Below are 25,778 nucleotides of genomic sequence, written 5' to 3' on the forward strand. Positions count from 1 at the left end.
TGCCGCATCACTGCAGCGGTGAGGGCGGTAGGGCCTGCAGGATCGAGTCTTCCCAGCCGTCGCGCAGGGCGGGCGCCACACTCATCCAGGTGACGATTTCGGCGGGTGGGCTCTCCTTCCACGAGGGGTAGTGGTTGGCGAAGCATTCCCAGCCGCCGTCCAGCGCCCAGTAGTGGATGACCTCGTTGTAGCGGAAGGTTGTGGTGAACGAACCCAGCCAGCGCTTGCCGGTGCGTTCCGACCACGGGACGTAAAGGCGCTCCAGCTCGCGGATGTAGTCGTCTTGACGGCCCGGCTTGGTTTGCATGATCTCCTGAATCACCAGCGGCGCAGTGAAATTCGATTCACGCAACTGGGCAAGGGTCCGGTTGCTGGGGCTGGGGTACATGATTCGCCCCTCCCCCGCGGCGCCGATGTCGGCCAGAAAGGCGGACCATTTGCCCGCCGCGGCCTCGTGACTGCCGCCGCGGGTCTGGGCGCTCCCGATCCGCGCATAGTCGGCGAACCCGTCGATCTCCCAGATGATCGTCACTTGCGGCCAGTGGCCGTTGTAGGGCGTGGTCTCCCAGATCGCGAACAGCCGGGCGCCGATCTCTTCCATCATCGGCCGGTAGGTGTCGGAGAACACCTCGGTGAAGCGGTCGCTTCGCCCGGAGCCGAGCGATATGGTCTCGTGCAGATAGAGCAGCGTGTGGCGGTAGTACTTCTTCATCGGTCGAGCCGGATCAGCCCCGAGTCGCCGCGCTCACAGGTCACCAAATCGCAGAGCAATGTCTCCGTGGAATAGACTGCCGGGCAGCCGATTCCGCCCGCCGCCAGCGCGTGGCCCTTGAACCTTTGCGCGGCCGCACTGAGCGCGTACTGCGCCCTGGCCACCCCGCGGTCCACCCGCGGGGGCCACCCGCAAGGCGCTTGGCCCCACAACGCGACTTCGGTCAATCGGTCGTCCAGCGACGTGAGCACCTTGTCGCGCACGCGCGCATCCGCGGCGAACGCCTCGGCGCTGACCGCCAGGCTCTGACTCGCCGGGCCGGGCCCGTTCGCGTCGAGCCACTCGCCGAGGTCGCGCGCCTGCACGCCGAGAATCCGCAGGGGCCGGGCGTCGCCGGGGTTTGGCAGCAGCACCGTGACGTGCCAGCCGGCCATCGCCCGGTCGTAGAGCCAACCTCCGGCCGATGCGACGACGTCCAGGGCGCTGACCGCAATGACGTCGAGCCGATAGCGCAGACATTCCCGCTCGGCACGGCTCGGCCGGGCGGCGTGGGCCCGGCTGCCTTTCCTGATGTCGAACGTTGACGTGACCATTAATCCGTTCCTCACCGCCGCACCGAATGGGTGCATCGGCCTTTACCGCAACGCTTGTTCTGGGCTGGGGGCCGCCTCACGCGACTCACCGGACAGCGTGACACTTGAGAGTAAATTTGTAAAGGTGCGACCGGTGGTCACGAGCCGCGGCGCGCCTTGAGTTCGGCGAGCACTTCCTCGGTGTGCTGCCCGAGTTCCGGTGCCGCAGAACGCGGTGCCCATGGTGTGCCGTGGAAATCGGCCGGTGTGGCCACCATCGGAACGCTGGATTCCCCGTCCGGCACGTCGACGATGCCGCCCGCGGCGTGAAACTGCTCGTCGGCGACGACATCCTCGAGGCTGTTCACCGGCGACCAGAAAAAATCGGGCTCGGCCGCGAAGGCCTGCGCCCACTCGTCGAGGGTGCGGGTGGCGAAGATGGCATCCAGCTCGGCGATCAGCTCCGTCGAGTTGACGAAGCGAGCGTAAGCGTCGCAGAACCGCGGATCGGTCAGCCACTCCGGGTGGCCGACGGCGCGACAGAGCGGGGGCCAGTGCCGATCGCCTTCGAGCCCAACGATCCAGAATCGCCGCCCATCGGCGGTCGCGTAGTTGTTCATGCAGGGATTGCCCATCGATTCGCGTTGCCCGATCGCGATCGGCTGGCCGGTGAGCAGGTAGGTGTTGAGGTCGAAGCCCACCGTGTAGGCGCCCTGGCGATACAACGACGTGCTCACCAGCTGACCGGTCCCGGTGCGGGCGCGGGCAACCAGCGCCGCGCAGATGGCGGCCGCCAGCGTCATGCCGGCCGAATGGTCGCCCATGCCGCCGCGCTGGAACGGCGGCGTGTCGCCGGGCCGGGTGAGCAGATGTGCCACCCCGGCGCGCGACCAGAAAGCGGCCACGTCGTAAGCGGCCCGGTCCGCATCGGGTCCGGTTTCGCCGTATCCGGTGATCAGCCCGTACACCAGGCTCGGGTTGCGGGCGGACACCGATTCGAAGTCGAGCCCCAGCCGTTGTAGCGCGCCCGGCCGCACGTTGGTCACGAAAACATCGGCGCCCGCCAGCAATTCGAAGGCGGTGTTCAGGTCCGCCTCCTCCGCGAGGTTCAACACGATACTGCGCTTGGAGCGGTTGTCCATTTCGAAAGGCGGGTTGACCCCCAGGTCGCAGCCCAGCATCCTGCCGAACATGCGCCCCGGGTCGCCGGTCGGCGGTTCGATCTTGATGACGTCGGCGCCCCAGTCGGCCAGGATGCCGCCGGTGGCCGGCCCGGCCACCCAGACCCCGAGCTCGACGACCGTGACGCCCTCCATTGGTCCCGCCATGGCTAAGTTCCTACCCTGCGCTCTCCGAATGTCACGCCAGCGTGACGCTGCATAGTGAGTGCCACGCTAGCGTGACATCCGTTGGCGTTTGCGTGCGATGGAAGGAGCGCCATGAGTCTGGTAGCCGGACGTGGTCCGCTCAGCAGTGATCCGGCCGGGCGATTCTCGCCCCCGCTGCCCGCAGACGTCGTCTTCATCGAGCCTCATCCGCGCCGCGTGCAAGCTGTCCAGGATGGGCGGCTGGTGATCGACACCGAACGGGCGCTGCTGGTGCACCGCCGGGGCCAACCACTCAGCTACGTCTTCCGGGCCGACGAGGTCGGTGACCTGCCCAGCGAACACGAGCCGGAGGCGCCGGGCTTCGTACACGTGCCCTGGGACGCCGTCGACACCTGGCTGGAAGAGGGCCGCGAACTCGTCCACTACCCGCCCAATCCCTACCACCGCGTCGACTGCCGCCCCACCAAGCGCCGCCTGCGCGTGTCGGTCGGCGGCACCGTGCTGGTGGACACCGACGATACGGTGATCGTGTTCGAAACATCCTTGGCTCCAAGGCTTTACGTCGATCCGGTGCACGTGCGCACCGACCTGTTGCGCCGCTCGGACACGTTGAGCTACTGCAACTACAAGGGCTTCGCCACCTATTGGTCCGCCGACGTGGACGGCCATCTGGTCGACGACATCGCTTGGAGCTATCCGGACCCGCCACCGGAAAGCCTGCCCATCAAGGGATTTCTGAGCTTCGACCTCGCTCGCGTTGATGTCGTGGCCGAGCTGCCGCTCACCCGCCGTAGCTAGGGCGGCCCAGCTTCAGCTCGTGCTGGGCGATCATGTTGCGGAACACTTCCAGGGTGCCGCCATAGATCCCCAGCGGCAGCGCCAGCCGGTAAAGGTGTTCTGCGGCGCCGTCGGTCGCCGAGCCCGGAGTCTCGGTGGGCAACGCCGACGCGGGCCCCAGCAGGTCCATCAGATCCGGCGTGACGTCACGCATCGTCTGCGCGACCGCGACCCGCCCGAACATCCCGGGCGTGGACAGCGCCGCCTCCATCCGGGCCACGTCGCGTCCGAACCGGTACTTCACCGAATCGTCGTCCAACGGCCGCCGGCCATCCGGCCCCGGCTGAGCGACCACGGCCGCGACGGCGTCGACCACTTCGGCCATCAGATCGCCGTGCGCTCCCATCGCGGCAATGTATTGCAGGCCATGGTCTTCCGGATCGACGATGCCGTGCTCGGAGTCCAGCGCCGCGCGCATCACCGTCCAGCCGCCGTTCACTTCACCGATGCGGTAGAGATCGTCGACGCGGACGTCGCTGTAGTAGACGATGTTGGTGCGGTCACCGTCCAGGGTGCGGATGCCCTGGATCTCGACGCCGGGCGAATCGAGCGGCACCAGAAACATGGTCAGGTTGCGATGTTTCGGGCCTTGGGGGTCGGTGTTGGTGAGGAGGAAGACGTACCTGGCGTTCTGCGCGTTCGACGTGAACATCTTGGAGCCATTGATGATCCAGCTAGATCCATCCGCCTCCCGCACCGCCCGCGTCTTGCAGGTGGCGACGTCGGAGCCACCTTCGGGCTCGGTGTAGCCCAAACACAGCCGGATCTCGCCGGACAGCACACCCGGCACCACCTGGTCGGTGAGTTCCGGCGCGCCGAATTGCCGCACCAGACGGGCGACAACGGACGTGGTGCCCCAGTGGTACCACGGCGTATGGGCCCGGGCGATCTCGAGGTGAAAGATGCGGCGACGAACCGGGCTGAATCCGCCCTCGGACTCGAGCTTCCAGTCCGACGCCAGGTAGCCGGCTTCACCCAACGCCAGATGCACGCGCTCGTCGAAGTTTTCGCCGAATTCCACCTGCCGGTGCAGCACTTCCTCCGTGACGTGCTCGGCGATGAACGCGCGGGTCTCGTCGCGGAAGGCCTGGTCCTCCGGGGAGAGTTCGACGCGGGAGAAGTCCATCAGGCCGCGTCGATCACGAGGGTGCGGAACCGGTCGAGCGTCTCGAGCGCGTGCGCCATGCTGTCGCCGGGAAGGTGCACGCTCACCCATGTCACGCCCAGTTTCGCCAGCTTCTCCAGGCCGTCGAGGTAGGCGCTGGCGTTGAATTCGTCGTCGGCGGGGCTGCCGCCCTCGAAGTTGGTGAAGGTGACGTCGATCGCCGACCAGTCCCTGCCGGCGGCGTCGCACCGGCGGCGCAGGTCGTCGATGCCGTCGGTGAGGCGCGCCAGCGAGTCGATGACCGCCGTGCCGGCCGTCTGCGCCAGTTGGGGCGGCGCGGGGAACGGGCACCAGCCGTCACCGTATCGCGCCACGCGCTGGCGCGCCGACGACGTGTTGCCGCCGATCCAGATCGGCGGGTGCGGTTCACTCAGCGGGCGGGGGTGTGCGGTGATCCCGCGCGCACTGAAATGCCTTCCCTCGAAGGCGATGTCGTCGCCGGTCCAGACCGCGCGGATCACCTGCAGGGCTTCCTCGAACAGCTCGGCCCGCTCGTCGTAGCTGACCCCCAGCGCGGCGAACTCCCGCTTGAGGTAACCCACGCCCACAGCGAGCGTGAACCGGCCGCCGGAGAGCAGGTCCAGCGTCGCGCCAGACTTGGCCACCACGAACGGGTTTCGATACGGCAGCACAACGATGTTGGGGATCAGCCGCAGCGTGGTCGTCGTGGCCGCCGCGAAACCCAGTGCGACGAAGGGATCCAACGCGTCATGCCCCCCGGCTTCCAGCCATCGCTGCGACGGCGCCGGGTGATCGGTGAAGCCGAACCCGTGGATGCCGGCCGCTTCGGTGGCCGCGGCCACCTTCCCGATGCCGTCCCCGCTCACCAGCTCCGGGTTGTAGGGGTGGCTGTGCATCGGGTGGGTGATGGTGAAGCGCATGGCGGTCAGAATCGTGCGCGGGAATCGATCGCCGTGTCGCTGGTGCGCAGCGGCCGGATCAACGCCTCCTGGGCGAAGGAGGCCAGCAGCTCGCCCTCCTCGGAGTGCACCGTGCCGCGCACGTACGACATGCCCGAGCCGACCTGGGTGCTTTCGTGGCTGTAGAGCAGCCACCCGTTCCAGCGCACCGGTTCGTGGAACGCCACGGAGATGCTCATCGGCGCGGTGGACACGGTCAGGTGCGCCTGGGCGGTGCCGATACCGGGGTGCGCCCGCATCGTGGTGGAAATCCCGAGATGTCCGGTGAAGTATGCGATGAGCGCCTTGGCCAGGTCGTCGCGGGTCGGGATCGGGTCGTAGTGCAGCCACGCGTACAGCTCCGGCGGCCCGACCTCGTCGGGGCTGTTGACGTCGACCACGTCGACCAGGCGCAGTTCCCGGCCGACCATCGGCATCGGCGAGGGGTGGGCGTCGGCGGGCGCGGCCACGTCGGGGCGCGGCAGGTGGTGGCGAATGACGTCACCGGTGGGGACGTCGGCCAGCACCGTGATGCTCAGGCAGCGCCGCCCGTTCTGGTGCACGGCGACCACTGCGGTGGCGGTGGACCGCCCCTCGGCGACGACGTCGAGGACGAGCTCGATCGGCGGGCCGACGGTGACGGCGCGGGAGAACACGGCGTGCGCCGAGCGCACGGACTTGTCCGGAAATCGCTTGGCCACCGCAACAATCGCCTGGGCGAGCACCTGGGTGCCTTCCACCACCTGCCGTTCGTCGCCGGCGGCTCCAACATCACCGCCGGTGTCACCGGTGAACCGGTCCTGACCGTCCCCCTGCACGTCGAACAGATCCAGCAGCCCCTGAACCGTCCACTCAGTCTGCTCAGATTCGGTAGTCAAATCCGCTCCATCTCTCGTTGGCAGCTCATCGCTCAGCGTGACACTTTGACTAAGATTTGTAAAGCTTGGCTAACAAAGGCAGGGGGGCAACGCAATTGGGCATCGTGACCAGTACTTCGGAAACCGCATTCACCCAGTCCGCAGAGACCGTCTACGACTTCGTCACCAATCCGGAGAACTCCCGACGATGACCTATCCCGGCAGCGCGCACATCGGCAAGCTGCCGGAGCTTCCGTTGCGTGTCGGCGACACGTGGAAGGAGGCGGGACCCGACGGCGACCGGATCTTCAGCTGGCAGCTGGCCATCGCCGCGCATCCGACGCTCTTCGTGTTCACCTCGATCGGTCGCCTGGGCCACGATCGCGACGGCAACGGCGGGATGGAGGGCCGCATCACCGTGACGTACCGGTTCACCAGGCCGGGCCAGGACATCACGCTGTTCTCCCGGACGATGACGATCGAGGCGGCCAAGGACGCCCCGCCGCCGGATCAGCTCTTTCAGCAGGTCAATCCGGCGAAGATCGACGCGTACCACGAGGCCGTCGCGCGCGAACTGGCCCGGTCGCGAGATTGACACCGGCACCCACCGTGCATGACACTTTGGCGGTGTTTTGTAAAGCGGAAGACGTGGTCAAAGGCGGCAGCGGATGATTCCCGAGCCGCTGGCCAACGGCTTCTGCTTCGGTGAAGGACCGCGCTGGTTCGAGGGATTGCTGTGGTTCTCCGACATGCTGGGCGAGGCGGTACACACCTCGACCATGGGTGGCTCGCTGACCACGCTGCCGCTGCCCGGGCACTGCCCGTCGGGCCTGGGTTTCCGCCCCGACGGATCGCTCCTGATCGTCTCGGTCGAAGACCGCAAGGTGTTGCGCTACGACGGTGAAACCGTCGACGTCATCGCCGATCTCACCGAACTGGCACCGGCCAACCTCGGCGACATGGTCATCGACGACGCCGGCCGCGCGTACATCGGATGCCAGGCGATGAGCGGCGGTTGCATCATCCGGCTCGACCCCGACGACAGCGCCGTCGTCGTCGCCGAAGACCTCGACTTTCCCAACGGAATGGTGATCACGCCGGACCGGAGGACGCTGATCGTCGCCGAGTCGGTCGGCCGGCGGCTGACCGCGTTCACAATCGGTGCGGACAGCGCGCTCACCGACCGCCGCGTCTTCGCCGACGGTTTGGACGGGCCACCCGACGGCATCGCGCTCGACGCCGACGGCGCCGTGTGGGCGTCGATGACGCTGGCCCACCAGTTCGAGCGGATCATCGAGGGCGGCGCCGTCACCGACCGCATCGACATGGCCGAGCGCGTCGCCATCGCCTGCGCCCTCGGCGGCCCGGAACGCCGGACGCTGTTCTTGCTGTCGAGCACGGAGGCCTATCCCCAGCGCCTGGTCGGCACCCGGCTGTCCCGGCTGGATGCCGTCACGGTGACCACGCCCGGCGCCGGACTGCCCTGACGAGAGGTTGACGATGACCGACTCCTACTACGAGCTCATCGACGGCGCCGACCCGTTAGGTGAGAAGTTTCGCGCCACCGACCTGGCACGCGGCACCTGGTCGGCCGCGATACAGCACGGCGGGCCGGTGTCGGCGTTGCTGGTGCGGGCGCTGGAGCGGTGCGAACAGCGCGACGACACCCGCCTTTCCCGCGTCGTCATCGACTTGCTGGGCGGCGTGCCCGCCGAAGGCGACCTGTGGGTCGGCTCGCAGGTGCAGCGGGGCGGCAAACAGATCGAACTCGTGAGCGCCGAGATGCTAGCCCCCGGCCCCGATGGCGAACCCCGGCCGGTGGCGCGGGCCAGCGGATGGCGGTTGCAGACGCTGGACACCCGGGCGGTGGCCCACGCGGCGGCTCCCCTGCCCGGGCCGCGCAGCGCGGCGCGCAACCGCAACCTCAAGGCACGGGATTGGGACCGCAACTACGTGCACAGCCTGGACTGGCTCTGGCTGACGGAGCCGCTGAGCGAGGGCCCGGGCGAATCGTGGATCCACCCGAACGCGGACCTGGTCACCGGCGAGAGCATGACCCCGATGGAGCGCCTGTTCGCGGTGGCCGACTGCGCCAACGGCATCGGCAGCAAGCTGGACATCACCCGGTGGACGTTCCTCAACATCGATCTGGCCGTGCACGTGTTCCGGGTTCCGGACGGCGACTGGATCGGCATTCGCGCCGAGACCAGCTACGGCCCCGACGGCATCGGGACGACGATCGGCACACTGTTCGACGAGCAGGGCGCGGTCGGCGCCATCCAGCAGTCCGTGCTGGTGCGCCCACGCCCGGGCAAGTCGGGCCGGGAAGCGAAATGACCTTGAACCACTTCGTAGAGTTGCAGATATGAGCCGGCCGGCCCAGGCCGCAGAGCCTGACACCTCGACGCGTCAGCGCATCCTCGATGCCACCGCCGAGGTCCTCGGCCGCAACGGCAAGACCAAGCTCAGCCTGTCCGACGTCGCCACCCAGGCCGGGGTGTCTCGCCCGACGCTCTACCGCTGGTTCGCGTCCAAAGAGGAGTTGCTGTCGGCCTTTTCGAGTTATGAGCGACAGATCTTCGAGAGCGGCCTGGTCCGGGCGACCGCCGGTCTGAAGGGGGTCGACAAACTCGACGCGGTGCTGCGATTCATCGTCGAATACCAGCACTCGTACTCGGGCGTGCGCATGGTCGACGTCGAGCCCGAGCACACCATCGCCCAGTTCTCCTGGGTCATCCCGCAGATGCGCGAGGGCCTGCAGCGGCACCTGCCCGGTCCCAACGCCGCGGTGAAGGCGGCGACCGTGATCCGGATCGCGATATCGCACTACATCGTCCGCAGCGACGACGCGGACCAGTTCTTGGCCCAGCTGCGGCACGCCGTCGGAATCAAGGGCAGCTAGTCGAACAGCACGGCGGCGTTGAGGTAGCCGGTCGGGTCCAAGGCGGCCTTGATGGTCCGCATCGCCGCGATGTCTGCGGCCTCCCGTGACATGCCGAGGTAGTGCCGCTTGCGGGTGCCGACGCCGTGTTCGGAGCTCACGTTGCCGCCCGATCGCGAAATCAGTTCCATCATCGGCTCGTACAGCGCCCGCTCCCGGTCGGCCGGGCAGCGCAGCACGTTGAGGTGCAGGTTGCCCTCCCCGATGTGTCCGAACAGCACGGGCACCGCCTCCGGGGCGTGGCCGGCCACCAAACCGACTGCCCCCCTGGCGAATTCGTCGATGGACGACAGTGGCAAGGAGACGTCGAACTTCAGCGGCGGCCCGTACACGCCGAGCACATCGGCGAGTGACTCGCGAACCTGCCACAACCGTTGCTGTGCACCAACATCCACGCCGACCGCGGGTTCGGAGCACAACCGCGTGCCGTCGAGCAGTTCGGCGAGCCGGTCCGACTGGTCGTGATCGGCGGCCAGCTCCACCAGCAACAGCCAGTCACCATCGACCGGTGAGCCGACGCCGAGGTGCTCGGCGGTCAGCGCGGCGGCGCGGCCGTCGATCAACTCCAGCGCCGCGATGCCGTCCTCGTCGCGGAACGTCCGGCCGGCAGCCACGAGAGCATCCAGCTCGGCGAACCCGCAGACCGCCGTTACCCGCTGCGAGGGGATGGGGTGCAGCCGCAGATCGAGCGCGGTGATGACGCCCAGGGTGCCCTCGGCGCCGACGAACAGCGACGACAGGTCGTAACCGGTGTTGTCCCGGCGCACCCGGCTGTGCCGGTCCAGCAGCGAACCGTCGGGCAGCGCCACCTGCAGACCGACCACCTGTTCGCCCATGTTGCCGTAGCGGACCGTGCGCAGGCCGCCGGCGTTCGTCGACGCCATCCCCCCGACGGTCGCGGTGTCGCGCGCGGCCAGGTCCACGCCGAACAGCAGGCCCGCGGCGCCCGCGGCCCGTTGCACCGCCGCCAGTGTCGCGCCGGCGCCTGCCCGGACGCGGCGCTCAGCGACGTCGACGTCATCGAGGTCGTGCAGCCGCTCGGTGGACAGCAGCACGTCGTCGTGCTCGGGCACGGTGCCGGCCACCAGCGACGTGCGGCCGCCCTGCACCGTCACGTGCGCCCCGGCGTCCCGGCACACCCGCAACACCTCGGCGACCTGTTCGGCCGAGCCGGGCCGCACCAGCGCGCCGGCCCGCCCGCGGTACCGGCCGGTGTGGTCGACGCTGCGGCCCGCGAGCACATCGGCATCGGTGACGACGTGCTTCGATCCGACGACCTCGGCCAGGCTACGCAGCATCGACACCATCCCCTACGCCGAACGTGCACTGACGGCGAAAAATAAGCCGGATTCTCGCCGTGAGTGCACGCTCGGCGACGAATCGGCCCTAGAACTCCTTGTGATTCACGTCGGTGATCAGGCCACCGTCCATCACGAACTCGCTGCCGGTGGAGTAGGACGACTCGTCGCTCGCCAGGAAAAGCACGAACGTCGCGACTTCCCGAACCTCGCCTGGACGCCCGAGCGGGATCGTCACCATGTCCTCGGGCAGGTGGGCGGTCATCGGGGTGCGGATGAACCCCGGGTGCACCGAGTTCACCCGAATATTGTGCGGCGCCAGCTCCAATGCCGCCGACTTCGCCAGCCCGCGCACGCCCCACTTGGACGCGACGTAGGGGTGCACCATGGGCGCACCGCGCAGGCCCTCGATGGACGACACGTTGATGATCGAGCCGCCCCCGGCCTCTATCATCGGCTCGACCGCCGCCCGCATGCCCAGGAACGTCCCGGTCAGGTTGACGTCAATCACCTTCTGCCACTTGGCCAGATCGAAGCTCTTCAGCGGGCCGAGCGCGACGGTGCCGGCGTTGTTGACCAGCACGTTGAGCTTGCCGAATTCGCCGATCGCGGTGGCGACGGCTGCGTCCCACTGTCTGGGCTGGGTGACGTCGAGGTGCACGTAGCGCGCGGAGTCGCCGATCTCCTCGGCCAACGCCTTGCCCTGGTCGTCCAGAATGTCGCCGATAACGACCTTGGCGCCTTCCTGGACCAGCAGACGCGCATCTTCGGCTCCCATACCGCCGGCGCCACCACTGATGAGCGCTACCTTGCCGTCTACCCGACCCACGTGGGTCTCCTTTCGATTTAGGTGGTCACCAAAGTGCTTGGTGCGTAAACGCCTTTGCCCGTTACCAGCGGCAGATCGAGCGTGGTCCGGATGCCCGGCGGCGCCGCGATCACTGCGGGGATGGCATTGACGACACGGCCCGCGGCGCCCGCGATCGCCGCGTGGTTGTGGTCGCCCTTGCGGCTGCTCGGGATGATGTCGACCGCATACGACGGCTCGCCGGTGATCTCCACGCGGTAGGAGCCGTCGCCCGCGGCGGGCCGGGGTAGGTCGGGGCGCAGGTCCGGCCGCAGCCGGGTGACGTGCTCGATGACGATGGCGGGGTGGCCCTTGACCATGCCGCGAATCTCGAACTGCAGCACGGCCACCGTGCCCTTGGCCACGTGGCCGACCGCGATGTCGAAATCCTCGGGCGCGGGCTCGCGTTGGTACGACTCGGTGATCTCGTCGACCTCTATGCCGAGGCCGGCCGCCAGCTGACGGATAGCGGTTCCCCAGGCGATGCTGAGGATGCCCGGCTGCAGCAGCATCGGGATCTCGTCCATGGGCTTGGCGAATCCCATGTAGTCCATGACCTCGGTCCCGTTGTACGACGCGTAGTCGTGAATCTCCATGCAGCGCACCTGCTCGATGCGCTGGCAGGTCCCGGCGAGCGCGAACGGGATCAGGTCGTTGGCGAATCCCGGGTCGACACCGCTGATGAAGATGCTCGAATTGCCTTGCCGGGCCGCGTCTTCGACGCGGTCGATGTACTTGCCGGGCATCACGCCCCACGGGTATTGCAGCAGCCCGGGCGAAGAGCCGACGACGTTGACGCCGGCGGCCAGGATGCGCATGACGTCGGCCATCGCGTCGGGCAGCCGGGTGTCGCCCATGGCGCAGTAGACGACGCACTCGGGCCTGGTGGCCAGCAGGGCGTCGAGGTCGGAGACGGCCGTGACACCCGTGACGACACCGGCCTGCAGGCCCACCCCGCACAGCTCGCCGGCGTCCTTGCCGACCTTCTCCGGAGTGGACACGCACACGCCCGTCAGCTCGAACTGAGGGTTGGTGATCAGCTCGGCCAGGGCTAACCCTCCGACGTTTCCGGTACCGACGTGCGCGACGCGGATCGCCATGAGAGTCTCCGTCCTTTGGGCGCTCAAAACTTTTCCAGACACTAGTCCATAACATTTGTTGCGCATACCGGCGGACCGACCGCCGATTCCCCGGGCAGAATGACTCGCTGATGACACAACGTGAAGACGTCCAATTCCCCTCCGGTGGCGATCTGATCAGCGCCTGGCTCTACCGGCCGCCGGGCCCCGGGCCCGCTCCGCTCGTGGTGATGGCGCACGGCCTGGGGGCGGTGCGCAGCATGCGGCTCGACGCCTATGCCGAACGATTCAGCGCGGCGGGTTACGCCTGCCTGGTGTTCGACTACCGCAACTTCGGCGACAGCGGGGGCCGGCCGCGCCAGGTGCTCGACATCGGGCTGCAGCTCGCCGACTGGGCCGCGGCGGTCGCCCACGCCCGCACCATCCCGGGAATCGATGCCAAGCGGATTGCCCTGTGGGGCACATCTTTTGCCGGTGGGCACGTCATCGCCACGGCGGCGCGGCTGCCGGGTATTGCCGCCGCGGTCGTCCAATGCCCTTTCACCGACGGCATCGCGTCCGCGCGCACCATCACCAATCCGTTGATCACCGCGCGCATCACCACGCGGGCGGTGCGCGACGCGATCGGCGCCCGGCTGGGCCGGCCGCCGGTGATGGTCGCGACGGCGGGCAAGCCCGACGAGGTGGCGTTGATGAACACACCCGACGCGTATTCGGGCTACCTGCGGCTGGTGCCCGACGGAGTCGAGTTACGCAATGAGGTCGCGGCCCGAATCGCGTTGCACGTCTTCACCTATCGCCCGGGACGCCTCGCGTCCGAGATCACCTGCCCGATCTTGTTCTGCGTGTGCGAAGCCGACTCGGTGGCCCCCGCGGGTGCGACGCTGCGCCATGCGGCCAAGGCCCCGCGCGGTGAGGTCAAGCTTTATCCCGAGCGCCATTTCGAGATCTACGTCGACGAGGCGTTCGACCGTGTCGTCGCCGACCAGATCGCCTTCCTCGACAAGCACCTGAAGGGCGCCTAGGGGCGATCGCGAACGCGGCGTAGTCGGGCGAGGCGGGTCGCCCCCATTGGGCTAGGGCCCGAGCGGGGAACTCGTGCGGATCGCTTCGTCGCGGATCAGGCCGCGCAGCAGCGCGGTGCTGAACTCGGCGGCGATCTCCTTGGCGCTGCGGCGCCCGCTCGGCCGCAGCCACCGGTAGGCGCCGAGCGTCATGCCGATGTATCCGAGTGCCAGGACGTGGGAGTCGCATTGGTAGAACTCGCCGCTGGCGATTCCCCGGTCGATGAGGCCGTGCACGTGCTCGTAGACCTGCGTCTCCTTCTCCCGGACCGCCGCGACCTGTTCTTCCGTGAACCACTCGGCGATGTAGGGCGCCTCCTGGAAGTAGACGGCGGCCCGCTCGGGATTGGCCGCGATGCCGGTGAGCAGCCGGACCGTGTACTGGTAGAGCGCCTCGCGGGCCGTCCAGGACGGATCGTCGTGGACGGCGGCCAGCGTGCCCTCGGCGGCTTGCTGGTAGATGTCGTACAGGATCAGCGACTTGCTGGCGTAGTAGTGGTAGACCGTCGCCTTGTTCAGGCCGATCACGTCGGCGACGTCATCCATCCGGGTGCCGTGGTAGCCGCGGGCGGCGAACAGTTTGGTGGCAACCGCCAACAACTCTTCACGCCGGGTTAGTCCGTTCTCGGATGGCATCTGTCCTCGCTATCGTCACTGCCGGGCGGGGCGCTGGGGTGCCGGGCAAGGCCAATTATCAATCAACTGGTTGGACAGTTTAGGCAAACGCCAGGTGTTGCCCCGACGAGGATGGGACTAGACTCGCTTCGAAAGCTCAAGTCGCGACTGGAGGGGTGGTTTCATGGATCCGAACCCGGACTATGACATGAGCGACGAGATCGAGTTCTTCTTCCGCTACGTCCCGTGGGGTCTGCGTGGCGTCGTCGACGGCAACGGCTATCCGCCGCCCGCCTACCCGCCGGTCTAACCACGTTCTTTAGTGGTGACCCGCTTCGCCCGGCCCCGCCGCGCTCGCGATCACCACTAGCCACGTTCTTTAGTGGTGACCCGCTTCGCCCGGCTCCGCCGCGCTCGCGATCACCACTAGCTACAGCGCCTTCAGTTCCTCGGCGACCTCGGTCACCGATTTCTTCGCGTCCCCGAACAGCATCGTCGTCCCGTCGGCGTAGAACAGCGGGTTGTCGATGCCCGCGAATCCGGAGTTCATTGATCGCTTGAGCACGATCACCGACTTCGCCTTGTCCACGTTGAGGATGGGCATGCCGTAGATCGGGCTGGATTGTTCGTTGCGGGCCGCCGGGTTGGTGACGTCGTTCGCCCCGATGACGATCGCGACGTCGGTACGGGCGAACTCGTCGTTGATGTCGTCCATGTCCTTCATGGCGTCGTAGTCGACTTCGGCCTCGGCCAGCAGCACGTTCATGTGCCCGGGCATCCGCCCCGCGACCGGGTGAATCGCGTACTTCACCGGCACGCCCTTCTCCTCGAGGAGGCTGGCCATGTCCTTGACCGCGTGCTGGGCCTGCGCGACCGCCAGCCCGTAGCCTGGGACCACGATCACCTGGTTGGCGTACGCCATCTGAATCGCGGCGTCGGCGGCCGAGGTCGCCTTGACGTGCTTGTCGCCGCCGTCCCCGCCGGCGCCCGGGGCCACGCCCCCACCGCCGAAGCCACCGGCGACGATCGCCGGGATGGAGCGGTTCATCGCTTTGGCCATGAGGTTGGTCAGGATCGACCCGGATGCGCCGACGATCATGCCGGCCACGATCATCGCGGTGTTGTTGAGTGCCAGGCCGGCCGCCGCGGCCGACAGCCCGGTCATCGCGTTGAGCAGCGAGATGACCACCGGCATGTCGGCGCCGCCGATAGGCAGCACGACCATCAGGCCGAGCACACCCGCGGCGACGAGAAGGCCGATCATCCACCAGAGCGGCGCGCCACCGGTGCCGGGATGGGCGTGGATGCCGACGATGACCGCGGCGGCCACCGCCGCCGCCAGCAGCAGCAGGTTGATCGGTTGCTGAATCTTGCCGAAGCCGATCGGCGAACCGGAGATGATCTCCTGCAGCTTGCCGAAGGCGATGATCGACCCCCAGAACGAGATCGACCCGATGATCGCGGCGAACAGCGACGCGACCACGATGTGCACGGTCGGCGACTCCCCGTGCTGGAAGGCCGAGAAACCCTTGGTCTCAATGAATTCCGCCAGCGCGATGAGCGCGACAGTGCCCCCGCCGACGCCGTTGAAGAACGCCACGAGCTGTGGCATGGCGGTCATCTTGGTCAGCCGCGCCGGCGGCACGCCGAGAACGACACCCACGACCAGGCCCGCGATGATGAGCACCCATTGGTCGGTGTGGCGGATCTTGATCAGCGTCGCCGTCACCGCGAGGGCCATGCCGACCGCGGCGATCAGGTTTCCCCGCACCGCGGTCTTGGGCCCGGTGAGGCCCATCAGGCCGTAGATGAAGAGGGCGAACGAGATGATGTAGAGAACGGTGACGAGGTAGTTCATTTCGCCGCCAGGTCCTCGGTCTTGACCGGTGCGGCTCTCTTCTTGCCCTTGAACATGCCCAGCATCCGGTCGGTGACGATGAAGCCGCCGATCACGTTGAGCGTCCCGAACACCACCGCGACGAACAGGATGATCTGCACCGCCAGCGACGGATGCTCAACCTCGCCGAAGACCACCAGCGCGCCGAGCACCACGATGCCGTGAATGGCGTTCGTCCCCGACATCAGCGGTGTGTGCAGCGTGTTGGGCACTTTGGAAATGACCGCGAATCCGACGAACCCGGACAGCACCAGGATCGCCAGATTGGCCAATAGCTCGTCGTACATGTAGTCCTCTCTTACCGGGTCACTGGGCCCGGGTGACACACGCCGCCGCGACGACCTCGTCGTCGAAGTCGGGGGCCAGCTTGCCGTCGGTGATCAACAGGTCCAGGAGCGCCGTGATGTTCTTGCTGTAGAGCTCGCTGGCGTGCTCGGGCATGGTCGCCGGCAGGTTCAGCGGCGAGGCGATGGTGACGTCGTGCTTGACGACCGTCTGCCCCGGTTCGGTCAGTTCGCAGTTGCCCCCGGTCTCCCCCGCCAGGTCCACCACCACGCTGCCGGGCTTCATCGACTCCACCGCCGCGGCGGTCACCAGGCGCGGCGCGGGCCGTCCCGGGACCAGCGCGGTGGTGATCACCACGTCGAACCCGGCGATCGCCTTCTCCAGGGACTTCTGCTGCTGGGCGCGTTCTTCTTCGGTGAGTTCGCGGGCGTACCCACCCTCACCGGCCGCTGTGATTGTTTCTGAGATCCCGAGCTCGAGCCACTGCGCCCCCACCGAGCGGACCTGGTCGGCCACCTCGGGACGCACGTCGTAGCCGGAGGTCCGCGCCCCCAGCCGTTTGGCCGTGGCCAGCGCTTGCAGCCCGGCCACCCCGACGCCGAGCACCAGCACGCTGGCCGGCTTCACGGTGCCGGCCGCCGTCGTCAGCATCGGGAAGAACCGGGTCGACTCCGACGCCGCCAGCAGCACGGCCTTGTAGCCCGCCACGTTGGCCTGCGACGACAGCGCGTCCATGACCTGGGCGCGCGAGATTCGCGGAATGGCCTCCAGCGCAAACGCCTGCACACCGGCCTCGGTGAGGGCGCCGATCGAGTTGTCCGCGTTACGCGGTGCCAGGAAGCCGATCAGGGTCTGGCCGCGGCGCAACCTCCCGACCTCTTCTTTGGTCGGCGGCGCCACCTTCACGACGATGTCGGCGGCCCAGGCGTCCCCGATGCTGGCGCCGGCCTCGGTGTAGAGCTGGTCGGGAAGCAAAGCGCCCTCGCCCGCGCCCGACTCGACCACTACCGCCACACCGCTGCTGACCAGCGACGCCACCGCCTTGGGTACCAGCGCGACCCGCCGTTCGTCGGCCCCGGACTCGGCGACCACCCCTACCGTCGTCTGCGCATCTGTCATGGCGCGTACATCTGCTTTCCCGCACTTTCCTGCCGTTTGACGTGCCGCTGGCTGGCCGCACGCTTCGCTACCTTAACGCCTGCCGAATTTCGCCCCGGACGTGCGATCGACCGAGCGGGGATACCGCCGGCGCGGCAGATCGACTCCCGTCGATGGTTCGTTGCCCGAGCCGCACGCAGAAGCGGCCGCCGCGTTGTGGACCCACAAGACGGGGTTGTGGCCTGCCGGCTACCAGAGCGGGATGTCCCGCCCGTGCTCCGCCTCCGGCCGGGGCCCGAAGTAGCGGCGCTCGGACTCGTCGATCCGCACGTCGTTGATGCTGGCCTCGCGGCGTGCCATCAACCCCGACGGGGAGAACTCCCACAACTCGTTGCCGTAGCTGCGATACCATTGGCCGCTCGCGTCGTGGCACTCGTACTGGAACCGCACGGCGATGCGGTTGCCGTGGAAGTCCCACAAGCTTTTTCGCAACGCGTAGTCGAGCTCGCGCTGCCACTTGCGGGTCAGAAACGCCACGATCGCACCGCGGCCCACGACATGTTCGTCGCGATTGCGCCACTGCGAGTCGGGCGTGTACGCCAGGCTGACGCGGTGCGGGTCGCGGGTGTTCCAGGCGTCCTCGGCGGCCTGCACCTTTTCCAGGGCCGTCTCGTGGGTGAACGGGGGGAACGGCGGACGGGATTCGGTCATGGCGTCCATGGTGCGTGAACGGGCTCGCGACCGCGACCACGTTTTCGCCGCGACGAAAGCGTCGCGCTGGCCACCAGAAACGACCCGCCCTGACACGTGTCCTATCGTGGCGGCATGGACTTCGCGATGTCGGCCAAAGCCAACGACTACCACAAGCGACTGTCCGACTTCATGACCGAGTACGTCTTCCCGGCCGAGGCCGATTACGACAGGTACCGGGACGAGGCCGGCCCCGACGATCACACGGTCCCGCCGATCATCGAGGAGCTGAAGACCAAGGCCAAGGAGCGCGGCCTGTGGAACCTGTTCCTGCCCGCCGAGTCCGGCTTGACCAACTTGGAATACGCGCCCCTGGCCGAGATCAGCGGCTGGAGCCTCGAGATCGCGCCGGAGGCGCTCAACTGCGCGGCGCCCGACACCGGCAACATGGAGACGTTGCACCTGTTCGCCACCGAGGAGCAGCGCAAGCAGTGGCTGGAGCCGTTGCTGAACGGCGAGATCCGCAGCGCCTTCTCGATGACCGAGCCGGCGGTGGCCAGCAGCGACGCGCGCAACATCGAGACCTCGATCGTGCGCGATGGCGGCGACTACGTCATCAATGGCCGCAAGTGGTGGACGTCCGGGGCGTCCGACCCGCGCTGCAAGATCCTCATCGTGATGGGCCGCACCAACCCCGAGGCGGCCAGCCACCAGCAGCAGTCGATGGTCCTGGTGCCGATCGATACGCCGGGTGTGACGGTGGTCCGCTCCACCACGGTGTTCGGTTTCCAGGACCAGCCGGGACACTGCGAGATCATCTACGACAACGTCCGGGTGCCGGTCACCAACCTCCTGGGCGAAGAGGGCGGGGGCTTCGCGATCGCGCAGGCACGGCTGGGGCCCGGCCGCATCCACCACTGCATGCGTGCGCTGGGCGGCTCGGAACGGGCGCTGGCGCTGATGGTGGACCGGGCACAGAACCGGGTGGCGTTCGGCCGTCCGCTGGCCGAGCAGGGCGTGGTGCGGGAGGCGATTGCCAAGTCTCGCAACGAGATCGACCAGGCGCGGCTGCTCTGCGAGAAGGCGGCGTGGACGATCGACCAGCATGGGAACAAGGCCGCCCACACGTTGGTCTCGCAGATCAAGGCGGTCGCGCCGCAGGTGGCGTGCAACGTGATCGACCGTGCGATTCAGGTGCACGGGGCCGCGGGCGTCAGCGAGGACACGGTGCTGGCCCGCATGTACGCCTGGCACCGGGCGATGCGGCTCTTCGACGGCCCCGACGAGGTACACATGCGGACCATCGCGCGCGCCGAGCTCGGCCGGGAGAAGTCTCCGCTCGCCGCGGCGGTCACCGCGCATGAGTAAGGCCGCCCTCCGGGAATTGCCCGGCGCGTGGAACTTTCGCGATGTCGCCGACGGTGCGGGCGCGCTGCGGCCGGGTCGGCTGTTTCGGTCCAGCGAGCTGAGCCGCCTGGATGACGACGGCCGGGCGACGCTGCGCGAGCTGGGCATCACCGACGTCGCCGACCTGCGCGCGGCGCGGGAGGTGGCCCGCCGCGGGCCCGGACGCGTGCCCGACGGGGTCGACGTTCACCTGCTGCCGTTCCCGGACCTCGCCGACGACACCGGTGAGGGCGACGAAGCCCCCCACGAACACGCGTTCCGGCAGCTGATGACCAACGGCGATCCCGACGAGTCGATCAGCGACACCGCGGCCCGCTACATGGTCGACGAGTACCGCCAATTCCCCACCCGCAACGGCGCCCAGCGCGCGCTGCACCGCGTCGTCACGCTGCTGGCCGCCGGGCGGCCGGTCCTCACGCACTGCTTCGCGGGCAAGGACCGCACCGGCTTCGTGGTGGCGACGGTGCTGGAGACCGTGGGCATCGATCGCGACACCATCGTCGCCGATTACTTGCGCAGCAACGACGCCGTCGCGGAACTGCGCGACCGCATCGCCGAGATGATCCAGCAGCGCTCGGAAACCGAGCTGACGCCGGAGGTCAGGACCTTCACCGAGGCCCGGCTGTCCGACGGAGTCCTCGGCGTCCGCCCCGAGTACCTCGCCGCCGCGCGCCAGACGATCGACGAGCAATTCGGCTCGCTGGACGCCTATCTGAGCGACGCGGGCATCACCGAGGCCGACGTGGATCGACTTCGTCAGGCGCTGCTGGCCTGATTCGAACCACGCGGGCCCCGGCCCCGAACCGCTACAGCTTGAAGCTGGCTTGTTTGGCCGCGGACAGGTCGTCGATTTGCGACCAGTGCGAGGCGACGTCCTCGACAGTCGGCGGCTTGTCGAAGTTCGCGCCCTCGTTCTGGAACAGCGCCACCCGCTGCACCTTGCCGCCGCCGACGACGAAAACCGAAGCGGTGTTGGGGTTTTCCTCGGTGCACAGGTAGGCCACCACCGGCGCGACGTACTCGGGCGTCAGCTTCTCGAGCACCTCCTTCGGGAGGATGTCCTCGGTCATCCGGGTGGCCGCGATCGGCGCGACCGCGTTGGCGTGGATGTTGTACTTCGCCCCCTCCTGCGCCAGCGTGTTGATCATGCCGACCAGGCCGAGTTTGGCCGCGCCGTAGTTGGTCTGCCCGAAGTTGCCGAACAGGCCGCTGGTGGAGGTGGCGACGACGACCCGTCCGTAGCTCTGCTCCCGGAAGTGCGGCCAGGCGGCGCGCAGCACGTTGTATCCGCCGTACAGGTGCACCTTGAGCACGGCGTCCCAGTTCTCGAACGTCATCTTGTGGAAGGTGCCGTCGCGCAGGATCCCCGCATTGCTCACCACGCCGTGCACGGCGCCGAACTCGTCGAGCGCAGTCTTGATGATGTTCGCGGCGCCCTCGGGCTCGGCGACACTGTCGTAGTTGGCGACCGCCCGGCCACCCGCGTCCTTGATCTCGTTGACGACCTGGTCGGCCATGTTGTGGCCGGCGCCCGTGCCGTCGCGGGACCCACCGAGATCGTTGACGACCACGCTGGCCCCCTCGCGGGCCAGGGTCAGGGCGTATTCACGGCCCAACCCCCCGCCGGCTCCGGTGACGACGATGACGCGATCCTGCACTCCGGGCATCAGGTTCCTCTCTAAGTTGAAAATTACGTCCTAGCAAGCGGATTGGAGCAGTGGTCAGAACATTCGGCGGGCCATCTTGAAGGCCCGCGCCGTGTACGGCGGGTAGATGAAGCTGGACAGGTCGGGCCGGGTCGGCTTCGTCAACACCGACTTGCGGTGGCTGAACTCCTCGAAGCCGTAGCGGCCGTGATAGGCGCCCATGCCCGATGCGCCGACACCGCCGAACGGCAGCTTGGCCGTCGACACCTGGAAGGCGAGGTGGTTGACCAGCATGCCGCCGGCCGGCACCTCCTTGATCACCCGCTCGCGGGTCTCGCGCGTCTTGGTGAACAGGTAGGCGGACAACGGCTTGGGCCGCGAGTTGATGAAACGTATTGCGTCGTCCAAAGATTGGACGGTGATCACCGGCAGCACCGGTCCGAAGATTTCGTTCTGCATCAACGGCCCGTCCGGATCGGGGTCGACCACGACGGCGGGCTGGATGCGCAGGCTCGACGGGTCGCACTTGCCGCCGACGATGACCTTGCCGTCCCCGCCGGCGAGGTAGCCACTGATCCGGTCGAACTGACGCTGGTTGACGATCCGCATTCCGTCGGGCTTGTCCGAGGTGAACTTCGTGATGGCCGCGCCGATCTTGCTCACCAGTTCGTCGCGAATCTTGGCGTCCGCCAACACGTAATCGGGGGCCACGCAGGTCTGGCCGGCGTTCAGCAACTTCATCCAGGCGATCCGCTTGGCCGCCACCTCCACGTCGGCGTCGGCCGCCACGATCACCGGGCTCTTGCCGCCGAGCTCCAGCGTGCACGGGGTCAGGTGCGGCGCCGCCCCTTCGTAAACCTTGCGACCGATCTCGGTGCCGCCGGTGAACAGCACGCGGTCCAGCCCCTGCGCGATGAGCTCCTGGCTCACCGAACCGTCGCCCTCGACCACGGCGATCGCGTCGCTGTCGAGATATTTGGGCACCAGCTCGGCCATCAGATGCGCGGACGCCGCGGCGATCTCCGACGGCTTGAGGATGACGGCGTTACCCGCGGCGATCGCGCCGACCGCCGGGCCCAGCGTCAGATAGAACGGGTAGTTCCACGCGCCGATGATCAGCACGGTGCCGTAGGGCTCGTATTCGATCCAACCGCGGCCGGGCAGCTGCGGCACCTCGAGCAGCCGGTACTTGCGGCGCGTCCACCTGCGCACCCGCTTGGCCGCATACTTCGCTTCGCCGGCCGTGGTCGCGATGTCGGCGATGAACGCCTCGAACGGGCTGCGGTCGAGATCGGTGGCGAGGGCGTCCGAGATGGCCGCCTCGTTCTCTTCCATCAGCTTGGCCAGCTGCAACAACTGCCGTTTGCGCCACTCGACGTCGCGGGTGCGTCCGCTCGCGAAGGTCTTGCGCAGCCGCGCCACCGTCGCGGGGATATCCGCCGGCTGAGGAGTCGGCGCGCCATTGGCGGCGGATGTCTTGGGTGTAACCGATTCGGTGGTCATCGTTGTCCTTCCCCTGCTTCGGTCATCCCCGAGGCGCACGCTGCTCGTCGCACGAGCGCTCATGGGTGATAACCGCGATCCTAACCATCCGGTTGGGAGAGCAGTAGAAAGGATCTGACCGGGCGAACCGGCTCAGAGTTTGGTCGCCGTCACGAAGCTGTTCGCGAACGGCCGGTCCTCCGGTTGCGGCGCGCGGCCCAGTCGCTCGCCCTCGTCGCGCGCGCTCACCGTGCTCGTCGTCCAGCCGTGCGCGGCGAACCACTCGGCGCAGTCGGGTCGGCCCTCGTCGGAGAACCAGAGGTCAAAGGGGTTGAACGAGGTGTCTTGGCCGCGCGCTTCGCGCTTGGCCCGCAGTTCCTGCCACCTCTGCTCGGCCTCGCGACGCTTATCCTCGTCGAATCCGAAGTTCTCCACGGCCACCCGGCTGCCCGGTCCGCTCAGCGCGTCGATGGAGGTGAACAGCGCCCCCTGCGCCGCCGCGGGCAGGAATGGCAACAATCCCTCGGCCAGCCAGGCCGTTGGACGCTCCGCGTCAAAACCGGCGTCGCGCAAGGCCTTTGGCCAGTCGTGACGCAGGTCGACGGGCACGGGCCGCCGGTCGGCGGTGGGCTCGGCGCCGTGGCTCGCCAGGGTCTCGGTCTTGTACTCGAGCACCTTGGGCAGATCGATCTCGTACACCACGGTGCCGGCCGGCCAGTCCAGGCGGTAGGCACGCGAATCCAGCCCGGCGGCCACGAGCACGACCTGGCGGACGCCGGCCGCCACAGCGTCGGCGAAGTACGCATCGAAGAAGTGCGTGCGCACCGCCTGGTAGTCGATCATGTGGTTGGCGCCCGGGGCATCATCGCCGGAGTCGTCATCCGGGTCCCCCGCCCACCACGCGGCCACCTGCTCGCGGACTCCGGCCAGCTCGGGCGTGGAGACCAGCGGCTCGGCGAACTGGTCACGGATGAGCGGCTCGTCGCCTGCGGTCTCGGCGGCGCGGGCCAGGGCGACCATCACCGCGGTGGCGCCGACGCTGGAGGCGATGTCCCAGGAGTCGTCCAGCGAGCGGGGCATTACAGCCGCTCGGCGACGACGAAGTCGGAGAAGGCGTCCTTGTCGTCGGCCAGCGGGACGTTCTCGATCCAGCGGCCCAGCCGGCGCATCTCGTCCGTCGAGCGCTGCGCCCGAGCACGCCAGCCGTGGTTGTTGAGCCACTCCGTGACGTTCGCCCGATGCTCGTCGCGGTACATCAGCTCGCCGACGTCGACGGTCTCTTCGATGCCGAGTTCGTCGGCGACCTTCCTGAACCGCTCGCGCATCTGTTGGCGGCGCTCGTCGGCGTGCGCGGGTGCGGTCTCCGCCGAAACCCGGCTTCCGGCCGGGCTCAGCTCGCCGATCTGGGTGAACAGCCGGTCCTGCGCCTCGGCAGGCAGGTACATCAGCAGGCCCTCGGCCAGCCATGCGGTCCGCGCCGTCGGGTCGAAGCCCGCGTCGCGCAGCGCGGCCGGCCAGTCCTGCCGCAGGTCGATGGCCACCTCGCGGCGGTCGGCCGACGGCGTCACGCCGTTGTCGGCCAGCGTCGCCGACTTGTACTCCAAGACCTGGGGCTGGTCGATCTCGTACACCACGGTGCCGGCGGGCCAGTCGAGGCGGTACGCGCGCGAATCCAGACCCGACGCGAGGATCACCACCTGCCGGATTCCTGCGGCGACGGCGTCTTTGAAGTAGGTGTCGAAGAAGTGGGTGCGCACCGCCTGATAGCCGCGCATGTGCTCGAGCTGCGCGGCGGAGTCGGCGTCGAGGGCTTCGATCTTGGCCGCGACCTCGGGGTCGAGCATGTGCTCCCACAAGACGCCGGCACCTGCGTTGGTGACCAGGAGTTTGGCGTAGGGGTCGCGGATGAGCGGGTCGGTTCGTTCGGTTTCGACGGCCCGGGCGGCCGCCACCATCACCGCGGTACTGCCGACGCTGGTCTTGATGTCCCAGGTGTCGTCGTGGGTGCGCAGTGAACTCATTTGCTTGCTCCTTGGGTCCTCGGGCGGAAGTCAGGCGGTCGGCTCGCCGAGACGCGCGCGCAGCAGCACGCTGCGCACGGCGTCTTCGGCCAGGTCTTCGGGTACGGGGCGGCCCAGCCGGGCCATTTCCTCGCGGTTGTCCACGGTCTGCACCTGCCAGCCGTGCTCGGTCAGGCACTGGGCCGGGTCCGAACGGTCCGGCTCGTGATAGGTCAGCGCCTGCACGTTGACGTCCAACCCGAGCCGCTCCCGCATCCGCAGCCAGCGCTGCGAATTGCTCCGCGAGTTCAGGCCGAACGCCTCGATGGCGACCTGGCTGCCCGGCGCGCTGAGGGCGGTGAACATCTCGAACAGGCGGTCTTGCGCGTCGCCCGGCAGATACGGGAGCAGGCCCTCCGCGAGCCAGGCGGTCGGTTGGTTGCGGTCGAATCCGGCCGCGGCCAACGCCGCGGGCCAGTCGTCGCGCAGGTCAACGGGGACCGGGCGGCGGCTCGCGGCGGGAGCGGCGCCGTGTTGCTGCAGAATTCCGGTCTTGTACTCCAGCACCTTGGGCTGGTCGATCTCGTAGACCGCGGTGCCGTCCGGCCAGCTCAGGCGGTAGGCCCGGGAGTCCAGCCCGGCGGCCAAGATGACCACCTGGCGAATTCCGGTGCCGACGGCGTCGGAGAAGTACTCGTCGAAGAAGTGGGTGCGCACGGCCTGGTAGTCGATGCCGATGCGGTGCGCGCGGCGGCCGTGCTCATCGCCGTCGAGCCAGGACAGGTCGGGATCGGTGAGCCGCGCCCACGCCGGGCCGGCCGACGAGACCAGAACGCGGGCGAACTCGTCGCGGATCAGCGGGTTGCTTCCTGCGGTTTCCGCCGCTCGTGACGCGGCGACGCCCAGCGCGGTGGCACCGACAAGTTCGGTGATGGCCCAGCTGTCGCCGGCGGTTCTCAGGGAGGGCGGTAACGACTCGTCCAGATCAGTCATGACCCGGCCATATTACCGGAATAAGTTAGTTAGCCTATGCGCTTTGTGCGCAACTTCACTGCGCGC

The 25,778-nt window shown here is 68.1% G+C and carries 27 protein-coding genes and 1 pseudogene; 9 read left to right on the plus strand and 19 right to left on the minus strand.

Annotated elements, in window-relative coordinates:
- Positions 1-7 precede the first annotated feature (7 nt).
- The 3 genes from A5678_RS14145 to A5678_RS14155 all read right to left on the minus strand — a co-directional run bounded on the left by A5678_RS14145 (position 8) and on the right by A5678_RS14155 (position 2,612).
- Positions 8-712, minus strand: a complete 705-nt coding sequence (locus A5678_RS14145) for an NIPSNAP family protein (protein ID WP_068043282.1) — start codon at positions 710-712, stop codon at positions 8-10.
- The gene (locus A5678_RS14150) at positions 709-1,305 is read right to left on the minus strand and encodes a hypothetical protein (RefSeq protein ID WP_068043285.1); all 597 of its coding nucleotides are present in this window, start codon (positions 1,303-1,305) and stop codon (positions 709-711) included. Before A5678_RS14150 ends, A5678_RS14145 begins: the two co-directional genes overlap by 4 nt.
- 137 nt (positions 1,306-1,442) lie before the next feature.
- Positions 1,443-2,612, minus strand: coding sequence for a CaiB/BaiF CoA-transferase family protein (locus A5678_RS14155; protein WP_068043287.1), 1,170 nt, complete (start codon positions 2,610-2,612; stop codon positions 1,443-1,445).
- Between the two features lie 111 nt (positions 2,613-2,723).
- Between A5678_RS14155 and A5678_RS14160 the strand changes: the two genes are divergently transcribed.
- Positions 2,724-3,410 carry a DUF427 domain-containing protein gene (locus A5678_RS14160; RefSeq protein WP_068043289.1) on the plus strand — a complete coding sequence of 229 codons (687 nt, stop codon included), beginning with the start codon at positions 2,724-2,726 and terminating at the stop codon, positions 3,408-3,410.
- Here A5678_RS14160 and A5678_RS14165 read toward each other — a convergent pair.
- Genes A5678_RS14165 through A5678_RS14175 form a run of 3 tightly spaced genes read right to left on the minus strand, consistent with a single transcriptional unit; the run spans position 3,394 to position 6,391 of the window.
- The gene (locus A5678_RS14165) at positions 3,394-4,575 is read right to left on the minus strand and encodes an acyl-CoA dehydrogenase family protein (protein ID WP_068043291.1); all 1,182 of its coding nucleotides are present in this window, start codon (positions 4,573-4,575) and stop codon (positions 3,394-3,396) included. The two genes, A5678_RS14160 and A5678_RS14165, sit on opposite strands and share 17 nt — an antisense overlap.
- The gene (locus A5678_RS14170) at positions 4,575-5,495 is read right to left on the minus strand and encodes an LLM class F420-dependent oxidoreductase (protein WP_068043293.1); all 921 of its coding nucleotides are present in this window, start codon (positions 5,493-5,495) and stop codon (positions 4,575-4,577) included. Before A5678_RS14170 ends, A5678_RS14165 begins: the two co-directional genes overlap by 1 nt.
- A gap of 5 nt (positions 5,496-5,500) precedes the next feature.
- Positions 5,501-6,391: an acyl-CoA thioesterase II gene (locus A5678_RS14175; protein WP_068043295.1), complete on the minus strand. Its 891-nt coding sequence runs from the start codon at positions 6,389-6,391 to the stop codon at positions 5,501-5,503.
- Between the two features lie 95 nt (positions 6,392-6,486).
- Between A5678_RS14175 and A5678_RS14180 the strand changes: the two are divergent.
- The 4 genes and pseudogenes from A5678_RS14180 (at position 6,487) to A5678_RS14195 (ending at position 9,272) form a co-directional block, all read left to right on the plus strand.
- Positions 6,487-6,965: pseudogene (locus A5678_RS14180) on the plus strand (SRPBCC family protein).
- A 73-nt stretch (positions 6,966-7,038) separates the two neighbouring features.
- Positions 7,039-7,857 (plus strand): SMP-30/gluconolactonase/LRE family protein, encoded by an 819-nt coding sequence (locus A5678_RS14185; RefSeq protein WP_068043298.1) that lies wholly within the window; start codon positions 7,039-7,041, stop codon positions 7,855-7,857.
- A gap of 13 nt (positions 7,858-7,870) precedes the next feature.
- Positions 7,871-8,707 carry a thioesterase family protein gene (locus A5678_RS14190; protein WP_068043300.1) on the plus strand — a complete coding sequence of 279 codons (837 nt, stop codon included), beginning with the start codon at positions 7,871-7,873 and terminating at the stop codon, positions 8,705-8,707.
- A 28-nt stretch (positions 8,708-8,735) separates the two neighbouring features.
- Complete coding sequence (locus A5678_RS14195) at positions 8,736-9,272, plus strand: TetR/AcrR family transcriptional regulator (RefSeq protein ID WP_068043302.1); 537 nt, start codon at positions 8,736-8,738, stop codon at positions 9,270-9,272.
- On the opposite strand, the gene A5678_RS14200 is transcribed toward A5678_RS14195, so the two are convergent.
- The 3 genes from A5678_RS14200 to A5678_RS14210 form a co-directional block, all read right to left on the minus strand.
- On the minus strand, positions 9,269-10,609 hold the full coding sequence (locus A5678_RS14200) for an FAD-binding oxidoreductase (protein ID WP_068043609.1): 1,341 nt from the start codon (positions 10,607-10,609) through the stop codon (positions 9,269-9,271). The genes A5678_RS14195 and A5678_RS14200 overlap by 4 nt on opposite strands.
- 88 nt (positions 10,610-10,697) lie before the next feature.
- On the minus strand, positions 10,698-11,438 hold the full coding sequence (locus A5678_RS14205) for a glucose 1-dehydrogenase (protein ID WP_068043304.1): 741 nt from the start codon (positions 11,436-11,438) through the stop codon (positions 10,698-10,700).
- Positions 11,439-11,455: 17 nt separating this feature from the next.
- Positions 11,456-12,556 (minus strand): diacylglycerol kinase, encoded by a 1,101-nt coding sequence (locus A5678_RS14210; protein ID WP_068043307.1) that lies wholly within the window; start codon positions 12,554-12,556, stop codon positions 11,456-11,458.
- Between the two features lie 110 nt (positions 12,557-12,666).
- Between A5678_RS14210 and A5678_RS14215 the strand changes: the two genes are divergently transcribed.
- On the plus strand, positions 12,667-13,560 hold the full coding sequence (locus A5678_RS14215; RefSeq protein ID WP_068043309.1) for an alpha/beta hydrolase: 894 nt from the start codon (positions 12,667-12,669) through the stop codon (positions 13,558-13,560).
- Positions 13,561-13,611: 51 nt separating this feature from the next.
- Here A5678_RS14215 and A5678_RS14220 read toward each other — a convergent pair whose 3' ends face one another.
- The gene (locus A5678_RS14220; protein ID WP_068043316.1) at positions 13,612-14,235 is read right to left on the minus strand and encodes a TetR/AcrR family transcriptional regulator; all 624 of its coding nucleotides are present in this window, start codon (positions 14,233-14,235) and stop codon (positions 13,612-13,614) included.
- Between the two features lie 163 nt (positions 14,236-14,398).
- Between A5678_RS14220 and A5678_RS27155 the strand changes: the two genes are divergently transcribed.
- Positions 14,399-14,524: a hypothetical protein gene (locus A5678_RS27155; RefSeq protein WP_156746919.1), complete on the plus strand. Its 126-nt coding sequence runs from the start codon at positions 14,399-14,401 to the stop codon at positions 14,522-14,524.
- Positions 14,525-14,644: 120 nt separating this feature from the next.
- Here the strand turns inward: A5678_RS27155 and A5678_RS14225 are convergent, their stop codons facing one another.
- The 4 genes from A5678_RS14225 to A5678_RS14240 all read right to left on the minus strand — a co-directional run bounded on the left by A5678_RS14225 (position 14,645) and on the right by A5678_RS14240 (position 18,205).
- Positions 14,645-16,072, minus strand: coding sequence for an NAD(P)(+) transhydrogenase (Re/Si-specific) subunit beta (locus A5678_RS14225; RefSeq protein WP_068043318.1), 1,428 nt, complete (start codon positions 16,070-16,072; stop codon positions 14,645-14,647).
- Positions 16,069-16,398 (minus strand): NAD(P) transhydrogenase subunit alpha, encoded by a 330-nt coding sequence (locus tag A5678_RS14230; protein ID WP_068043320.1) that lies wholly within the window; start codon positions 16,396-16,398, stop codon positions 16,069-16,071. Before A5678_RS14230 ends, A5678_RS14225 begins: the two co-directional genes overlap by 4 nt.
- Positions 16,399-16,417: 19 nt before the next feature.
- On the minus strand, positions 16,418-17,515 hold the full coding sequence (locus A5678_RS14235) for a Re/Si-specific NAD(P)(+) transhydrogenase subunit alpha (RefSeq protein ID WP_068043322.1): 1,098 nt from the start codon (positions 17,513-17,515) through the stop codon (positions 16,418-16,420).
- A gap of 228 nt (positions 17,516-17,743) precedes the next feature.
- Positions 17,744-18,205, minus strand: a complete 462-nt coding sequence (locus tag A5678_RS14240; RefSeq protein WP_068043611.1) for a nuclear transport factor 2 family protein — start codon at positions 18,203-18,205, stop codon at positions 17,744-17,746.
- Between the two features lie 126 nt (positions 18,206-18,331).
- Between A5678_RS14240 and A5678_RS14245 the strand changes: the two genes are divergently transcribed.
- Both A5678_RS14245 and A5678_RS14250 read left to right on the plus strand, forming a co-directional pair.
- A complete protein-coding gene (locus A5678_RS14245) occupies positions 18,332-19,552 on the plus strand; it encodes an acyl-CoA dehydrogenase family protein (protein ID WP_068043613.1) in 1,221 nt (406 codons plus the stop codon).
- Complete coding sequence (locus tag A5678_RS14250; RefSeq protein WP_068043324.1) at positions 19,545-20,366, plus strand: tyrosine-protein phosphatase; 822 nt, start codon at positions 19,545-19,547, stop codon at positions 20,364-20,366. Before A5678_RS14245 ends, A5678_RS14250 begins: the two co-directional genes overlap by 8 nt.
- A 31-nt stretch (positions 20,367-20,397) precedes the next feature.
- Here the strand turns inward: A5678_RS14250 and A5678_RS14255 are convergent, their stop codons facing one another.
- The 5 genes from A5678_RS14255 to A5678_RS14275 all read right to left on the minus strand — a co-directional run bounded on the left by A5678_RS14255 (position 20,398) and on the right by A5678_RS14275 (position 25,712).
- Positions 20,398-21,258: an SDR family oxidoreductase gene (locus A5678_RS14255; protein WP_068043326.1), complete on the minus strand. Its 861-nt coding sequence runs from the start codon at positions 21,256-21,258 to the stop codon at positions 20,398-20,400.
- 54 nt (positions 21,259-21,312) lie between these two features.
- Positions 21,313-22,740, minus strand: coding sequence for an aldehyde dehydrogenase family protein (locus A5678_RS14260; protein WP_068043328.1), 1,428 nt, complete (start codon positions 22,738-22,740; stop codon positions 21,313-21,315).
- Positions 22,741-22,872: 132 nt separating this feature from the next.
- Positions 22,873-23,799 carry a class I SAM-dependent methyltransferase gene (locus A5678_RS14265; protein ID WP_068043330.1) on the minus strand — a complete coding sequence of 309 codons (927 nt, stop codon included), beginning with the start codon at positions 23,797-23,799 and terminating at the stop codon, positions 22,873-22,875.
- The gene (locus A5678_RS14270; protein WP_156746922.1) at positions 23,799-24,731 is read right to left on the minus strand and encodes a class I SAM-dependent methyltransferase; all 933 of its coding nucleotides are present in this window, start codon (positions 24,729-24,731) and stop codon (positions 23,799-23,801) included. Before A5678_RS14270 ends, A5678_RS14265 begins: the two co-directional genes overlap by 1 nt.
- Positions 24,732-24,770: 39 nt before the next feature.
- Positions 24,771-25,712: a class I SAM-dependent methyltransferase gene (locus A5678_RS14275; RefSeq protein ID WP_068043334.1), complete on the minus strand. Its 942-nt coding sequence runs from the start codon at positions 25,710-25,712 to the stop codon at positions 24,771-24,773.
- Positions 25,713-25,778: the final 66 nt, after the last annotated feature.

The organism is Mycobacterium sp. E2733, from assembly GCF_001667585.1.
Taxonomy (GTDB): Bacteria; Actinomycetota; Actinomycetes; order Mycobacteriales; family Mycobacteriaceae; genus Mycobacterium.

Coding starts and splice junctions, on each gene's coding strand:
- A5678_RS14165 (WP_068043291.1), bottom strand. CDS start 4,575: ATGGACTTCTCCCGCGTCGAACTCTCCCCGGAGGACCAGGCCTTCCGC.
- A5678_RS14145 (WP_068043282.1), bottom strand. CDS start 712: ATGAAGAAGTACTACCGCCACACGCTGCTCTATCTGCACGAGACCATA.
- A5678_RS14170 (WP_068043293.1), bottom strand. CDS start 5,495: ATGCGCTTCACCATCACCCACCCGATGCACAGCCACCCCTACAACCCG.
- A5678_RS14220 (WP_068043316.1), bottom strand. CDS start 14,235: ATGCCATCCGAGAACGGACTAACCCGGCGTGAAGAGTTGTTGGCGGTT.
- A5678_RS14190 (WP_068043300.1), top strand. CDS start 7,871: ATGACCGACTCCTACTACGAGCTCATCGACGGCGCCGACCCGTTAGGT.
- A5678_RS14185 (WP_068043298.1), top strand. CDS start 7,039: ATGATTCCCGAGCCGCTGGCCAACGGCTTCTGCTTCGGTGAAGGACCG.
- A5678_RS14250 (WP_068043324.1), top strand. CDS start 19,545: ATGAGTAAGGCCGCCCTCCGGGAATTGCCCGGCGCGTGGAACTTTCGC.
- A5678_RS14260 (WP_068043328.1), bottom strand. CDS start 22,740: ATGACCACCGAATCGGTTACACCCAAGACATCCGCCGCCAATGGCGCG.
- A5678_RS14155 (WP_068043287.1), bottom strand. CDS start 2,612: ATGGCGGGACCAATGGAGGGCGTCACGGTCGTCGAGCTCGGGGTCTGG.
- A5678_RS14245 (WP_068043613.1), top strand. CDS start 18,332: ATGTCGGCCAAAGCCAACGACTACCACAAGCGACTGTCCGACTTCATG.
- A5678_RS14240 (WP_068043611.1), bottom strand. CDS start 18,205: ATGACCGAATCCCGTCCGCCGTTCCCCCCGTTCACCCACGAGACGGCC.
- A5678_RS14195 (WP_068043302.1), top strand. CDS start 8,736: ATGAGCCGGCCGGCCCAGGCCGCAGAGCCTGACACCTCGACGCGTCAG.
- A5678_RS14150 (WP_068043285.1), bottom strand. CDS start 1,305: ATGGTCACGTCAACGTTCGACATCAGGAAAGGCAGCCGGGCCCACGCC.
- A5678_RS14275 (WP_068043334.1), bottom strand. CDS start 25,712: ATGACTGATCTGGACGAGTCGTTACCGCCCTCCCTGAGAACCGCCGGC.
- A5678_RS14215 (WP_068043309.1), top strand. CDS start 12,667: ATGACACAACGTGAAGACGTCCAATTCCCCTCCGGTGGCGATCTGATC.
- A5678_RS14265 (WP_068043330.1), bottom strand. CDS start 23,799: ATGCCCCGCTCGCTGGACGACTCCTGGGACATCGCCTCCAGCGTCGGC.
- A5678_RS14235 (WP_068043322.1), bottom strand. CDS start 17,515: ATGACAGATGCGCAGACGACGGTAGGGGTGGTCGCCGAGTCCGGGGCC.
- A5678_RS14210 (WP_068043307.1), bottom strand. CDS start 12,556: ATGGCGATCCGCGTCGCGCACGTCGGTACCGGAAACGTCGGAGGGTTA.
- A5678_RS14160 (WP_068043289.1), top strand. CDS start 2,724: ATGAGTCTGGTAGCCGGACGTGGTCCGCTCAGCAGTGATCCGGCCGGG.
- A5678_RS14225 (WP_068043318.1), bottom strand. CDS start 16,072: ATGAACTACCTCGTCACCGTTCTCTACATCATCTCGTTCGCCCTCTTC.
- A5678_RS27155 (WP_156746919.1), top strand. CDS start 14,399: ATGGATCCGAACCCGGACTATGACATGAGCGACGAGATCGAGTTCTTC.
- A5678_RS14200 (WP_068043609.1), bottom strand. CDS start 10,609: ATGCTGCGTAGCCTGGCCGAGGTCGTCGGATCGAAGCACGTCGTCACC.
- A5678_RS14230 (WP_068043320.1), bottom strand. CDS start 16,398: ATGTACGACGAGCTATTGGCCAATCTGGCGATCCTGGTGCTGTCCGGG.
- A5678_RS14255 (WP_068043326.1), bottom strand. CDS start 21,258: ATGCCCGGAGTGCAGGATCGCGTCATCGTCGTCACCGGAGCCGGCGGG.